Source organism: Kluyvera huaxiensis (genome assembly GCF_040149365.1).
GTDB lineage: Bacteria > Pseudomonadota > Gammaproteobacteria > Enterobacterales > Enterobacteriaceae > Kluyvera > Kluyvera intermedia_A.
The window spans coordinates 152,061-166,039 of sequence record NZ_JBEFLV010000011.1; the positions used below are offsets into that span (position 1 = coordinate 152,061).

The following is a 13,979-nucleotide window of genomic DNA, read 5'->3' on the forward strand; positions in this document are numbered from 1 at the left end:
ATGTGACGTTTTAAGAGTTTATATGCGGTGTTTGCTGACAACCGCCCTGGTTTCTTGTCAAAATACGGCCTCACGCGCAGCAGTCATCACGTGCTATGCTGCTCGAGGTATTTGTCACCTACAGCGGAGTGTTGTTACACCATGATGGACAATTTACGTACGGCAGCTAACAGCGTCGTGCTCAAAGTAATTTTCGGTATCATTATCGTGTCGTTCATTTTGACCGGCGTGAGTGGCTACCTGATTGGCGGTAACAATAATTTTGCCGCGAAAGTGAATGGCCAGGAAATCGGCCGCGGCCAGTTTGAGAATGCCGTTGCAAGCGAACGTAACCGCATGCAGCAGCAGCTTGGCGATCAGTTCTCTGAACTGGCTGCCAACGAAAACTACATCAAAACCATGCGTCAGCAGGTGCTTAATCGTCTTATCGACGAAGCGCTGCTTGATCAGTATGCGAAAGACCTGGGTCTTGGCATCAGCGATGAGCAGGTGCGTAAAGCCATTTTCGCCACCCCTGCGTTCCAGGTTGAGGGAAAATTCAATAACACCCGCTACAACGCGCTGGTGAATCAAATGGGTATGACCGCTGACCAGTACGCGGCGGCCCTGCGTAACCAGCTTACCACTCAACAGCTGATTAACGCCGTTGCTGGTACTGACTTCATGTTGCCGGGTGAAACCGATCAACTGGCAGAATTGGTCTCCCAGCAGCGTCTGGTGCGCGAAGCGACTATCGACGTTAATGCGCTGGCGGCAAAACAGCAGGTTAGCGACGCTGAAATCAGCAGCTACTACGAGCAGAACAAAAGCCAGTTCGTCGCGCCGGAACAGTTCCGCGTGAGCTACATCAAGCTGGATGCTGCGTCTATGGAGCAGAGCGTCTCTGATGAAGAGATTCAAGCCTATTACGATCAGCATCAGGACCAGTACACCCAGCCGCAGCGTAATCGCTACAGCGTTATCCAGACTAAAACCGAAGCCGATGCCAAAGCGGTTCTCGATGAGCTGAACAAAGGTGGTGACTTTGCTGCCCTGGCGAAAGAGAAATCGGCTGACATTATCTCCGCGCGTAACGGCGGCGACATGGGCTGGCTGGAAGATGCCACAACCCCTGATGAACTGAAAAATGCGGGCCTGAAAGAAAAAGGTCAGCTGTCTGGCGTGATTAAATCTTCTGTCGGTTTCCTGGTTGCGCGTCTGGATGACGTTCAGGCTGCAAAAGTGAAACCACTGGCAGAAGTGCGTAACGATATCGCCAACAAAGTGAAGCAGGAAAAATCTCTCGACGCGTATTACGCGCTGCAGCAGAAAGTTAGCGATGCGGCGAGCAACGACAACGACTCACTGGCGGGCGCTGAGCAGGCGGCTGGCGTGAAAGCTGTAGAGACCGGCTGGTTCGATCACAGCAATCTGCCTGCTGAACTGAACTTCAAACCAGTATCCGACGCTATCTTTAACGGCGGTCTGGTAGGCGAAAACGGTATGCCGGGCAGCAACTCCGACATCATTACCGTGGATGGCGATCGTGCCTTCATCCTGCGCGTGAGCGAGCACAAAGCCGAAGCGGTGAAACCGCTGGCTGAAGTCAAAGCGCAAGTGACCGATATCGTGAAGCACAGTAAAGCAGAGCAGCAGGCTAAACTGGATGCGGAAAAACTGCTGGTTGCGTTGAAAGATGGTAAAGGCGATGAGGCGATGAAAGCCGCAGGTCTGAGCTTTAGCGCAAGCAAAACTCTGAGCCGTACTGGTCAGGATCCGCTGAGCCAGGCAGCGTTTTCACTGCCGCTGCCGCAGAAAGACAAACCGAGCTTCGGTATCGGCAACGATATGCAGGGCAACGTAGTTCTGCTGGCGCTGGACGAAGTGAAAGCGGGCGAAATGCCGGAAGCGCAGAAGAAAGCGATGGTGCAGGGGATTACCCAGAACAACGCCCAGATTTCTTTCGAAGCGATGATGAACAACCTGCGTAAATCGGCGAAGATTAAGCTCGGCGATATCATCGACCAGCAGCAGTAATCGGAATCCGCTTCGCATAATTTTGTAATGCGATGTACATCTCAAAGGCCGCTTTCGCGGCCTTTTCCACATTTAAAATCTGCCTTTTGAACGTTACCTCATCTGCCGTTATGGTTCCCTTGCTATCAACCAACAAGGAGCAATCAAAATGAAATATGGAATCAAAGTGTGTGTTATGGCCGCTGTCGTGGCCTGTGCAGGGATGAGTTTTAGCACTCTGGCGGCTCAACCTGCTGCGGCCAAAACTCAGATAACGCAAACTCAGTCCGGCGACGCATCGGGTGAGCAGGCTAAGGTATCGGCCAGCAGCAAAGCCAGCGATGACGAAGGCACCCGAGTGAGTATCAACACGGCACCGGCAGAGTCGTTAGCGCAGGCAATGAACGGGGTTGGGCTTAAAAAAGCGCAGGCGATTGTTAGCTATCGGGAAGAGTATGGCCCGTTCAAAACGCTGGACGATCTCAAGCAGGTGCCTGGAATGGGTAATTCACTGGTTGAGCGAAACCTTACCCACATCACGCTTTAATTTATCCAGGGTGTTTGCACTCGTCTGAAAATTTGCCAGACTAAAGAGGTCATACCAGTGGTGTGACCTCTGACTCTATTTAAAATATCTACACAAAATCATTCAAGTTGCATCAAGGCGGCAAGAGAGTGAATCCCGATGAGCTTACTCAAGTCAGTGATTCGGGTGAACGAACGAAGCCAACGCAGAGGCAGCTTGAAGGAAAACGTGTATAAAATAATAAGGCTATGGCGCTATGCAGACACAAATCAAAGTTCGCGGTTATCACCTGGATGTTTATCAACACGTCAACAACGCTCGCTATCTGGAGTTTCTCGAAGAGGCCCGCTGGGATGGGCTGGAGAGCAGTGCGGGTTTCCAGTGGATGAGTGCGAACCATATCGCCTTCGTGGTGGTGAACATCAATATTAACTATCGCCGTCCCGCGGTGTTGGGCGATTTACTGACAGTAACCAGCAAGGTGGAACAACTCAACGGGAAAAGCGGCGTATTAAGCCAGGTGGTGACGCTGGAGCCTGAAGGGCAGGTGGTGGCTGACGCGCTGATTACCTTTGTCTGTATCGACCTGAAGACGCAGAAAGCGCTGGCGCTGGAAGGAGAGTTACGTGAGCATCTGGAGGCGATGGTAGAGTGATTTGTCGGCCCGGGCTACCCACATTCGCCCGGGCTTTCAGTTGCACAACTTTGCGGTATATCTTGCGGGCGCGGCGCTGACGCCGGCCCGGAACATCTTCAGACTTATTTCAGCCCGGTTTTCTGCTTCATGGCAGCCATCACGCCGGGTTTATCCGCCAGATAATGGTTGAGACCGTTGGCTCGCAGGCTACAGGCCGCACAATGGCCACAGCCGTCACCTTTGATGCCGTTATAGCAGGTCAGCGTTTCGCCACGCACCAGTTCCAGCTTATCCCAGTAGTCCGCCAGCGCCCAGGTCTGCGCTTTATCCAGCCACATCAGCGGAGTTTCAAAGCGAATATCTTTTGCCATACCCAAGCTTACTGCATGGTTTAGCGCTTTGACGAACTCATCGCGGCAGTCCGGGTAGCCGGAGAAGTCGGTTTCACATACGCCGGTTATCACCGCTTCGGCTTTCACCTGATAGGCGTAGATGGCCGCGAGCGTCAGGAACAGAATATTACGTCCTGGCACGAAGGTATTAGGAATGCCATCGGCATCGGGTTCGTAATCGGGCACTGGGATGCTGTCGCGGGTCAGGCTGCTGACCGCCAGTTCGTTTAGCAGGGTAACGTCCAGCACCTTGTGTGCACGAGCGCCAAGAGAGATCGCCAGTTCTCGGGCGACATCAATTTCGGCGCGATGGCGCTGGCCATAATCAAACGTGACGCAGTGAACTTCATCGTATTGATGCAGCGCCTGCACCAGGCATGTAGTGGAGTCTTGTCCACCGCTAAAGACGACAACGGCACGTTTCATGGCATTTCCTGTCTGTGGTTCTCAAAGCCGTTATGGTAACGCCTGCGCGTCGCGGCGACCAGCTTCTTCACCGGGTATCCGGCGGCAACCAGGCTTCGGAGAAGTCAAACCAGCCGCGGGCATTCAGGCGAATGCCGTTAACCCCCGGCGGTGCGCTGACCTGATATTGATAGTTAAACAGCGGCGTCAGAATGGCCTCGCGCATCAGACGGGTAAAAATGCGTTTGAGCGCGGCAATACGCAGCGAATCGTCCGGCTGTGCCTGGGCTTCATCCAGCGATTCCTGGACCAGGCGCGACTGTTCATCGGTAAACAGCGCGGGCCACAGGGCATCGCAGCGTAACCACTGCTCGAGCGCGTACTCGGGCATCTCACCAATCAGTCGGTCGCCCATAAACAGATCGGCCTGCGGCAGGTCCGTGCAGCCGTTCCAGCTTTTAGCATCGTAAAAAATGACCGTCAGTTCGCAGCCAAGCCCGGCTAAGGCGGTTTTTAACTGCTCGGCCATGGTGTGCAGTTCGACGGGAAGGTGGTAGATGAGCGTAAGCCGGGACGGCAACGCAACATCAGGGGCATCTTGTGCCAGTGGAATCGCCCAGCCCGGCAGCATCTCCTCGCTGGGGGTAATCAGGTTTTCGCCCAGCGGCAGGCTTTGCAGCAGCCCGGATCGGTGGATAAGCGCCATCACTCGCTGCGCCTGCGCCATGCTAAGCCGTGGACTCTGGCGAAGCGCCAGATAACAAAAGCCCAGGCTGATACTGTGGCTCACCAAACGCAATTTCCCCAGTTCTTCTGGTTTACCAATCGCGATTTGCACCGGATGCTGGCAGCTGGTGCCTAAACCCTGCTCAAATAGCTGGGGCGTGATCCAGTACTCAATTGCCTGCAGCAGCGGGTGGGCAAGATGGTAGCGATGATGGCTTTCAATGCGTACCAGTTCCGGCTCGAAGATTTTGTACATGAACGGGCCGGTACCCTGATCTGGCTCATCCGGATGCGCCAGCACGCTGCAATAGCTCGCCAATCGGTGCGCAAGCCAGTAGTCCGGGCGGTGCAAGGTAAAGGTCAGACACTGGGGATGGGTCTGGCTGATGTCTTTGACGCTGGAGAATAGCCTTGCCAGCTCAGGGAGCGTCAGCAGCATCAGCAGGCGGCGACGCAGTTGATCGGTCTCCACCGCGTCTCCGTTGTGCCAGTGCAGCGTGGAGCGAATATAAAATTGCCAGCACAGGCCGTCCGGTGAGACCGACCAATGGTGCGCCAGGTCGCCGCGTGGCTGTGAGGCATCATGATTAAAACGGGTCAGGCCGGAGTAAATTTGCCCGGCCAGGTGCTGTTCGGCGCGCCCGGCGAGAAAACCCGGCTGCAACGGTTCGAGAGGGCGATAGTAGGGAATACGCAGCGTTGGCGTATTGTTTTGCCACTGACCGCCGAGAAACGGATGCAGTAGCGCCCGCAGCTCTACCGGCGCAATCTGCGCCAGCTCCAGCGCGTTATGCTGCTGTCCGCGTTCCAGCGCGGTTTCCATCATTTCGTTGCGCAGCGCTTCCGGCGTGGTATGAAACGCCAGGCTTCCGCGCTTACCGCGCCCGGACTGTGCCTGCCAACTGAGCCAACCCGCTTCCTGTGCCTGGCGCAGCAGCGTACGAACATGCCGTTCGCTACAAAAACAGAGGGCAGCCAGCTCGGCGATGGTGACCTGCTGCGTTTCCCCCTGCGACGGCTGCCACAGACGCTGAAACTGATTTAAACGATTTAACAGACGCATAGAAACCCGGAACAATAAATGTGAAGTATTCAGTATTACTTCCGTATATCCCAGCGGATACTGAGTGGCAAGAGAGAGCGATCACAGGCGGGATAAATAATGGCAAGACTGGCAGCGTTTGATATGGATGGCACCCTTTTGATGCCTAACCATCGTTTGGGTGAGAGAACCATCGCGGCGCTTAAACGGCTGCGCGAACGCGATATCACGCTGACTTTTGCCACCGGGCGTCACGTCCTGGAGATGCGTCCGCTGATTGAATCGCTGTCGCTGAATGCCTATCTCATTACCGGCAACGGCACGCGTCTGCATTCGCAGCAGGGCGAAGTCATGCACCGCAGCGATCTTTCCCCCGATGTTGCCGAACAGGTGCTGCACAGCCACTGGGATACCCAGGCCAGCGTTCACGTATTCAATGATAACGGTTGGTTTACCGGGCGTGAGATCCCCGAAATGTTGCAGGCGCATGTCTACAGCGGTTTTCGCTACCAGCTGCGCGATCTGCGACGGATCCCGGCGCATCAGGTGACCAAGGTCTGTTTCTGCGGCGATCACGATGATCTCTGCCGCCTGCGAATTCAGCTGGTGGAGGCATTGGATAAGCGTGCCAACATCTGTTTTTCGGCAGTTGACTGTCTTGAAGTACTGCCGCCGGAAAGCAACAAAGGCGCAGCGCTGACGGTGCTGAGCAGCCATATCGGCGTTGGAATGGATGAATGCATGGCCTTTGGTGATGCGATGAACGACCGTGAAATGCTGGGGCTGGTGGGTCGCGGCGTGATTATGGGTAACGCGATGGGGCAACTTAAAGCGGCATTGCCCCATCTACCGGTTATCGGAAACTGCAACAATCAGGCGGTTTCCCACTATTTAATGCATTGGCTGGATACACCGAATCTTCCTTATTCCCCCGAATAGAGAAAATTTCCAGCAAGCCAGGCTCAGATGATGCCTGGCTTTTTTTATTGCCCGATAAGCTGCTGAATCTGCTGGTGCCACGGCATTACGTCGCCAATGTTTGTCGCTACCCACTGCGGATTGTAATAGGTATCGAGATAGCGCTCGCCGCTGTCGCACAGCAGCGTCACAATCGCTCCGGTTTTACCTTCCTCGCGCATTTGCGCGGCGAGCTGCAGTGCGCCCCACATGTTGGTGCCGGTGGATGCGCCGACCTTACGGCCTAACTGGGTCTCCAGCCACTGAGCGGTAGCAACGCTTGCCGCATCCGGCACGCGCATCATGCTATCCACCACGTCAGGAATGAACGACGGTTCGACGCGTGGGCGACCGATACCTTCAATTTTACTGCCGACGGTGCCGCGCAGGCTGGCGTCGCGGTGCTGCCAGTAATCCATGAACACCGAGTTTTCCGGATCGACTACCATCAATTGCGTCTCGTAGCCCTGGCAGCGGATATAGCGGCCAATGGTGGCTGAGGTGCCGCCGGTACCTGCGCTCATCACCACCCAGGCCGGAACCGGATTTGGCTCATGGGACATCTGGCGGAAGATACTGTCGGCGATGTTGTTGTTACCGCGCCAGTCGGTGGCGCGCTCGGCGTAGGTGAACTGATCCATATAGTGGCCGTCCAGCTCACGGGCCAGTTTTTCCGACGCAGCATAAATTTCACAGGCGCTCTCCACGAAATGGCAGCGGCCGCCGTAAAACTCAATCTGTTCGATTTTGCGTTTCGCTGTGCATGAAGGCATAACGGCGATGAATGGCAGCCCCAGCAGGCGGGCGAAATAGGCTTCGGAAACCGCCGTTGAACCGGATGAGGATTCAATAATGGTGGTGCCTTCTTTAATCCAGCCGTTGCACAGGCCGTACAGGAACAGCGAACGCGCCAGACGGTGCTTCAGGCTGCCGGTCGGGTGGGTGCTTTCATCTTTGAGATACAGCTGAATGCCGGGAAAAGCCGGTAGCGCCAGACGAATCAAATGCGTATCGGCGCTGCGTTGATAATCGGCGTTAATTTCGCTAATGGCGTTTTTGACCCAGGTGCTATTCATCGTGTTTATCCGTTTGTCATTTTGTGCCCAGCATAGCGAAAAGCACAGAAAAAATTGTTGCCATCTGGCCTTTAAAATAGAATGAAGAGAGAAATATTTTCTCCCGGTGACCCTTATGTTAGATAAAATTGACCGAAAGCTGCTCTCGCTTCTGCAGAATGACTGCACGCTCTCTTTGCAGGCACTCGCCGATGCCGTTAATCTGACCACCACACCGTGCTGGAAACGGCTCAAGCGGCTGGAAGACGATGGCGTTTTGATTGGGCGCGTCGCGCTGCTGGATGCGGAAAAGCTGGGGCTCGGGCTCACGGCCTTCGTGCTGATTAAGACCCAGCACCACAGCAGCGAGTGGTACAGCCTGTTTGTCAGCGAAGTGACGAAAATGCCTGAGGTCCTCGGTTTCTGGCGCATGGCTGGGGAATATGACTACCTGATGCGCGTTCAGGTGGCTGACATGAAACGCTACGATGATTTTTATAAAAGCCTGGTGAACCGCGTCCCTGGACTGTCGGACGTCACTTCGAGCTTTGCGATGGAACAGATTAAATCCACCACCGCTCTCCCCATCGGATAACACTTTATCTCTGGAATTTTACCGCGTGCGATTATTTGCTCAATTAAGCTGGTACTTCCGTCGGGAATGGCGTCGCTATCTCGGCGCAGTTTCCCTGCTCATTATCATTGCCATCCTGCAGCTTATCCCACCGAAGGTGGTCGGCATTGTGGTCGATGGCGTCACGCAGCACCACTTCTCGGCCGCAACGCTGCTGATGTGGCTTGGCACCATGGTTCTGATTGCCATCGTGGTTTACCTGCTGCGCTATGTCTGGCGCGTGTTGCTGTTTGGTGCCTCCTATCAGCTCGCCGTTGAACTGCGTGAGGATTTCTACCGCCAGCTCAGCCGCCAGCATCCCGAATTCTATCTGCGCCACCGTACCGGCGACCTGATGGCACGCGCGACAAACGATGTCGATCGCGTGGTGTTTGCCGCCGGTGAAGGGGTGCTGACGCTGGTGGACTCGCTGGTGATGGGCTGCGCGGTGCTGATTGTGATGTCCACTCAGATCAGCTGGCAGCTTACGTTGCTGGCGCTGGTGCCGATGCCAATTATGGCGCTGGTCATTCATCGTTACGGCAATCTGCTGCACGAACGCTTCAAGCTGGCGCAGGCGGCATTCTCCAGCCTCAACGACCGTACTCAGGAGAGCCTGACCAGTATTCGCATGATCAAGGCGTTTGGCCTTGAAGACCGCCAGTCCGCGCAGTTTGCCGCCGATGCGGCGGATACCGGGATTAAAAACATGCGTGTGGCGCGCATTGACGCCCGCTTCGACCCGACTATCTACATCGCGGTTGCGATGGCGAACCTGCTGGCAATTGCCGGCGGAAGCTGGATGGTGATGCAGGATGAGTTAACCCTCGGCCAGTTAACCAGCTTTATGATGTATTTGGGGCTGATGATTTGGCCAATGCTGGCGCTGGCGTGGATGTTTAACATCGTTGAGCGCGGCAGCGCTGCCTATAGCCGTATCCGCACGCTGCTGGCGGAAGCGCCGGTGGTTAATGATGGCACCCAGACAGTACCTGAAGGGCGTGGCACGCTTGAGTTGGCTATTCGTCACTTTAGCTACCCAAAAACGGAAAAACCGATGTTGACCGACGTCGACGTCACCCTAAAACCGGGCAATATGCTTGGTATCTGTGGGCCAACCGGTTCGGGAAAATCGACCATTCTGTCGCTGATTCAGCGTCATTTTGACGTCGATGAAGGTGATATTCGCTTCCACAACATCCCGCTGCGCCAGCTACAGCTAGACGCCTGGCGTAGCCGTCTGGCGGTAGTGAGCCAGACGCCATTCCTGTTTTCTGACACGGTCGCCAGTAATATAGCGTTGGGCTGCCCGAGCGCCACCCAGGACGAAATTGAACAAGCGGCGCGGCTGGCCTGCGTTCATGACGATATCCTGCGCCTGCCGCAGGGTTACGAGACTGAAGTCGGCGAGCGCGGCGTGATGCTCTCCGGCGGGCAAAAGCAGCGTATTTCGATTGCGCGCGCGCTGTTGCTGGATGCGGAAATCTTGATTCTCGACGATGCGTTATCGGCGGTTGATGGCCGTACCGAACACCAAATTCTGCACAACCTGCGGCAGTGGGGTGAAGGGCGGACGCTTATCATCAGCGCCCACCGCCTGTCGGCGCTGCTTGACGCCAGTGAAATTATTGTGATGCAGCACGGGCACATCGCCCAGCGCGGTCAGCACGAACAGCTAGCGGCGCAGTCGGGTTGGTATAGCGATATGTATCGCTACCAACAGCTAGAAGCGGCGCTGAACGACGCGCCGGAAGAAGATAAAACGGAGGTGGCCAATGCGTAGTTTTGGGCAACTGTGGCCAACCTTAAAACGCCTGCTGGCCTACGGCTCGCCGTGGCGAAAACCGCTGTCGATTGCGGTTTTGATGCTGTGGATTGCTGCGGCGGCAGAAGTCAGCGGTCCGCTGCTGATAAGCTATTTTATCGACAATATGGTGGCAAAAGACCTGCTGCCGTGGGGCAAAGTCATCGGCCTTGCGGCCGCCTATGTCGGCTTACAGCTTCTGGCGGCAGGGCTGCACTACAGCCAGTCTCTGCTGTTTAACCGGGCGGCGGTCGGCGTGGTACAGCAGCTGCGCATCGATGTGATGGATGCCGCGCTGCGTCAGCCGCTGAGCGAATTCGATACCCAACCGGTGGGGCAGCTGATATCCCGCGTGACCAACGATACCGAAGTGATTCGCGACCTGTACGTCACGGTAGTGGCGACGGTGCTGCGTAGTGCCGCGCTTATCGGCGCGATGCTGGTGGCGATGTTCAGCCTCGATTGGCGGATGGCGCTGGTGGCGCTGGCTATCTTCCCGGCGGTGATGACGGTGATGATTATCTATCAGCGTTACAGCACGCCGATTGTGCGCCGCGTTCGCGCTTATCTGGCGGATATCAACGACGGTTTTAACGAAGTCATCAACGGTATGAGCGTTATCCAGCAATTCCGTCAGCAGGTGCGCTTCGGCGAGCGGATTGGTGAAGTGAGCCGTTCGCACTATCTTGCGCGTATGCAGACGCTGCGGCTGGATGGCTTTTTGCTGCGTCCGCTGCTCAGTCTGTTCTCCTCGCTGGTGCTGTGTGGTCTGTTGATGCTGTTTGGCTTTAGCGCGAGCGGCTCAATTGAGGTCGGCGTGTTGTACGCATTTATTAGCTATCTTGGCCGCCTTAATGAGCCACTGATCGAACTGACCACTCAGCAGTCGATGCTGCAACAGGCGGTGGTCGCTGGGGAGCGCGTGTTTGAGCTGATGGACCGTCCACGCCAGCAGTACGGGCAGGATATTGCCCCGCTGGCGAGCGGCGATATTGATATCGACAATGTGTCGTTTGCCTACCGCGATGACAAAATGGTGCTGCAAAACATCTCGCTGTCGATCCCGGCGCGCAGTTTTGTGGCGCTGGTCGGCCATACCGGCAGCGGGAAAAGTACCCTTGCCAGCCTTCTGATGGGCTACTACCCGCCAAACTCGGGCGAGATTCGCCTCGGCGGTCGTCCGTTGCCAAGCCTTAGCCACCAGGTGCTACGTGAGGGCATCGCGGTGGTGCAACAGGATCCGGTGGTGCTGGCTGACTCCTTTTTCGCCAACGTGACGCTGGGGCGTGAGATTAGTGAGGAGCAGGTTTGGCAGGTACTGGAAACGGTGCAGCTGGCGGAAATGGTACGCGGCATGAGCGACAGCCTTTACACCCATCTGGGCGAGCAGGGGAATAACCTCTCCGTCGGGCAAAAGCAGCTGTTGGCGCTGGCTCGCGTGTTGGTGGATACCCCGCAGGTGCTGATCCTGGACGAGGCAACCGCCAATATCGACTCCGGCACCGAACGCGCCATTCAGCAGGCGCTGGCTGCCGTTCGCCAGCACATTACGCTGGTGGTGATTGCCCACCGTCTGTCGACGATTGTTGATGCGGATACCATTATGGTGCTTCATCGCGGTCAGGCGGTCGAGCAGGGGTCTCATCAGCAACTGCTTGAAGCAAAAGGGCGATACTGGCAAATGTATCAGCTACAGCTGGCCGGTGAGGAATTAGCCGCCAGCGCTCAGGACGATGCATTGACCGCCTGATGCACCAGCGACAGGCATTTTTCTAACAGAATGCATTTGTGACACGCATCATGCACCCGCATGGTGCGTTTTTCTTTTTTATCCCGCCACAACGCCGCCTTTATCCCTGATTTTACCGCCTCGCATGGTGATTTTGATTTTTGGCACGCCCCTTGCTTTACCTAATTCGTGTTCGCAGCCATTACCGAATTCTGACTGGAGGGGATCTATGAAGCTGGTTACCGTGGTAATCAAACCATTCAAACTTGAAGACGTTCGCGAAGCGCTGTCTTCAATTGGCATTCAGGGCTTAACGGTGACAGAAGTGAAAGGCTTCGGTCGTCAGAAGGGTCATGCTGAGCTGTACCGCGGCGCGGAATACAGCGTCAACTTCCTACCGAAAGTAAAAATTGATGTGGCTATCGCCGACGATCAGCTCGATGAAGTCGTCGATGTGATCAGCAAAGCCGCTTACACCGGAAAAATTGGCGACGGTAAGATTTTTGTCGCCGAACTGCAGCGCGTTATCCGTATTCGTACCGGCGAAGCCGACGAAGCGGCGCTGTAATTCCCAGCCAGCACAGTGATAGGGATCGAGATGATGAAAAAAACAATGGTAAAAACGGGGTTGAGCGCACTGGCGCTGTTGCCGGGTCTGGCGATGGCCGCTCCTGCGGTCGTGGATAAGGCCGATAACGCCTTTATGATGCTGTGTACCGCGCTGGTGCTGTTTATGACCATTCCGGGCATTGCATTGTTCTACGGCGGCCTGATTCGTGGCAAAAACGTGCTCTCCATGCTGACGCAGGTCGCGGTGACTTTCGCACTGGTGTGCGTACTGTGGGTGGTTTATGGCTACTCGCTGGCGTTTGGTACAGGCGGCAGCTTCTTCGGCAGCTTCGACTGGATCATGCTGAAAAATATTAAGATTACTGACCTGATGGGCTCCTTCTATCAGTACATCCACGTGGCGTTCCAGGGTTCCTTCGCCTGTATTACCGTGGGGCTGATTGTCGGTGCGCTGGCGGAGCGTATCCGCTTCTCTGCGGTGTTGATCTTCGTGGTCATTTGGCTGACGCTCTCCTACGTGCCAATTGCACACATGGTATGGGGCGGTGGTCTGCTGGCCAGCCACGGCGCGCTCGACTTCGCTGGTGGTACGGTTGTACACATCAACGCCGCGGTTGCTGGCCTGGTCGGTGCGTACCTGATTGGTAAACGCGTGGGCTTTGGCAAAGAAGCATTCAAACCGCATAACCTGCCGATGGTGTTTATCGGTACCGCGATCCTCTATTTCGGTTGGTTCGGCTTCAACGCCGGTTCCGCTAGCGCCGCGAACGAAATCGCCGGTCTGGCCTTCGTCAATACCGTGGTTGCTACCGCAGCCGCAATTCTCGGCTGGGTGTTCGGCGAGTGGGCGCTGCGCGGCAAACCATCTCTGCTGGGTGCGTGTTCAGGTGCGATTGCTGGTCTGGTGGGGATCACCCCAGCCTGTGGTTATATCGGAGTGGGCGGTGCGCTGATTCTGGGTGTTGTTGTCGGTTTGGCGGGGCTGTGGGGCGTGACTTCACTGAAACGTCTGCTGCGCGTCGATGACCCTTGCGATGTGTTCGGTGTACACGGCGTGTGCGGCATCATCGGCTGTATCCTGACCGGCATCTTCGCTTCAACGGCGCTTGGCGGCGTGGGCTACGCAGAAGGCGTGACCATGGGCCATCAGGTTCTGGTACAGCTGGAAAGCATCGGCATCACCATTGTCTGGTCTGGCGTCGTGGCCTTCATCGGCTACAAAGTGGCAGATTTGACCGTCGGTCTGCGTGTTCCAGAAGATCAGGAACGTGAAGGTCTGGACGTCAACAGCCACGGCGAAAACGCCTACAACGCTTGATATCCGTAACCGGGGAAGGCGGTGACGCCGACCCTGGGTTTTTCAACCGCGAAGTTTGCGCCTCGCCTGAAAGACCGGAAGTTATCTCCAAAGCCAAAAAAGCCTCCCATTGGGAGCAATGTCGATCAGTTAAGGATCGGTTGACCGATCCTTAATCTGCGGCACTATAACGGCTTCCATAACAGGGAGCCGTTTTCTTATGCCACTTCT

General features: G+C 55.8%; 12 protein-coding genes. 9 read left to right on the forward strand and 3 right to left on the reverse strand.

What is annotated here, in order from left to right; translation table 11 throughout:
• The first annotated feature begins 141 nt into the window (after nucleotides 1-141).
• The 3 genes from ppiD to ABOC97_RS13465 all read left to right on the forward strand — a co-directional run bounded on the left by ppiD (nucleotide 142) and on the right by ABOC97_RS13465 (nucleotide 3,176).
• Entirely contained in the window at nucleotides 142-2,016 is a 1,875-nt protein-coding gene (gene ppiD / locus ABOC97_RS13455; RefSeq protein WP_349598408.1) for a peptidylprolyl isomerase, read from the forward strand.
• Between the two features lie 148 nt (nucleotides 2,017-2,164).
• Nucleotides 2,165-2,542 (forward strand): helix-hairpin-helix domain-containing protein, encoded by a 378-nt coding sequence (locus ABOC97_RS13460; protein ID WP_349598411.1) that lies wholly within the window; start codon nucleotides 2,165-2,167, stop codon nucleotides 2,540-2,542.
• Nucleotides 2,543-2,777: 235 nt separating this feature from the next.
• Entirely contained in the window at nucleotides 2,778-3,176 is a 399-nt protein-coding gene (locus ABOC97_RS13465) for a YbgC/FadM family acyl-CoA thioesterase (RefSeq protein ID WP_061282103.1), read from the forward strand.
• Between the two features lie 104 nt (nucleotides 3,177-3,280).
• Here the strand turns inward: ABOC97_RS13465 and queC are convergent, their stop codons facing one another.
• Nucleotides 3,281-3,976, reverse strand: coding sequence for a 7-cyano-7-deazaguanine synthase QueC (queC, locus tag ABOC97_RS13470; RefSeq protein WP_349598414.1), 696 nt, complete (start codon nucleotides 3,974-3,976; stop codon nucleotides 3,281-3,283).
• Nucleotides 3,977-4,043: 67 nt separating this feature from the next.
• Entirely contained in the window at nucleotides 4,044-5,744 is a 1,701-nt protein-coding gene (locus tag ABOC97_RS13475) for an SgrR family transcriptional regulator (protein ID WP_349598417.1), read from the reverse strand.
• A gap of 99 nt (nucleotides 5,745-5,843) precedes the next feature.
• Between ABOC97_RS13475 and cof the strand changes: the two genes are divergently transcribed.
• The gene (gene cof, locus ABOC97_RS13480; protein WP_349598420.1) at nucleotides 5,844-6,662 is read left to right on the forward strand and encodes an HMP-PP phosphatase; all 819 of its coding nucleotides are present in this window, start codon (nucleotides 5,844-5,846) and stop codon (nucleotides 6,660-6,662) included.
• Nucleotides 6,663-6,706: 44 nt separating this feature from the next.
• On the opposite strand, the gene ABOC97_RS13485 is transcribed toward cof, so the two are convergent.
• Nucleotides 6,707-7,756, reverse strand: a complete 1,050-nt coding sequence (locus ABOC97_RS13485) for a PLP-dependent cysteine synthase family protein (protein WP_349598423.1) — start codon at nucleotides 7,754-7,756, stop codon at nucleotides 6,707-6,709.
• 115 nt (nucleotides 7,757-7,871) lie between these two features.
• Here ABOC97_RS13485 and ABOC97_RS13490 point away from each other — a divergent pair, with 115 nt between their 5' ends.
• The 5 genes from ABOC97_RS13490 (at nucleotide 7,872) to amtB (ending at nucleotide 13,769) form a co-directional block, all read left to right on the forward strand.
• Complete coding sequence (locus tag ABOC97_RS13490) at nucleotides 7,872-8,330, forward strand: Lrp/AsnC family transcriptional regulator (RefSeq protein WP_052283849.1); 459 nt, start codon at nucleotides 7,872-7,874, stop codon at nucleotides 8,328-8,330.
• A gap of 25 nt (nucleotides 8,331-8,355) precedes the next feature.
• The gene (locus ABOC97_RS13495; RefSeq protein WP_349598427.1) at nucleotides 8,356-10,131 is read left to right on the forward strand and encodes a SmdA family multidrug ABC transporter permease/ATP-binding protein; all 1,776 of its coding nucleotides are present in this window, start codon (nucleotides 8,356-8,358) and stop codon (nucleotides 10,129-10,131) included.
• The gene (locus ABOC97_RS13500; RefSeq protein ID WP_349598430.1) at nucleotides 10,124-11,902 is read left to right on the forward strand and encodes a SmdB family multidrug efflux ABC transporter permease/ATP-binding protein; all 1,779 of its coding nucleotides are present in this window, start codon (nucleotides 10,124-10,126) and stop codon (nucleotides 11,900-11,902) included. The genes ABOC97_RS13495 and ABOC97_RS13500 overlap by 8 nt, the downstream gene beginning before the upstream one ends.
• A 208-nt stretch (nucleotides 11,903-12,110) precedes the next feature.
• Entirely contained in the window at nucleotides 12,111-12,449 is a 339-nt protein-coding gene (gene glnK / locus ABOC97_RS13505) for a P-II family nitrogen regulator (RefSeq protein ID WP_004858743.1), read from the forward strand.
• A gap of 33 nt (nucleotides 12,450-12,482) precedes the next feature.
• Nucleotides 12,483-13,769 (forward strand): ammonium transporter AmtB, encoded by a 1,287-nt coding sequence (gene amtB / locus ABOC97_RS13510; protein WP_234506982.1) that lies wholly within the window; start codon nucleotides 12,483-12,485, stop codon nucleotides 13,767-13,769.
• Nucleotides 13,770-13,979: the final 210 nt, after the last annotated feature.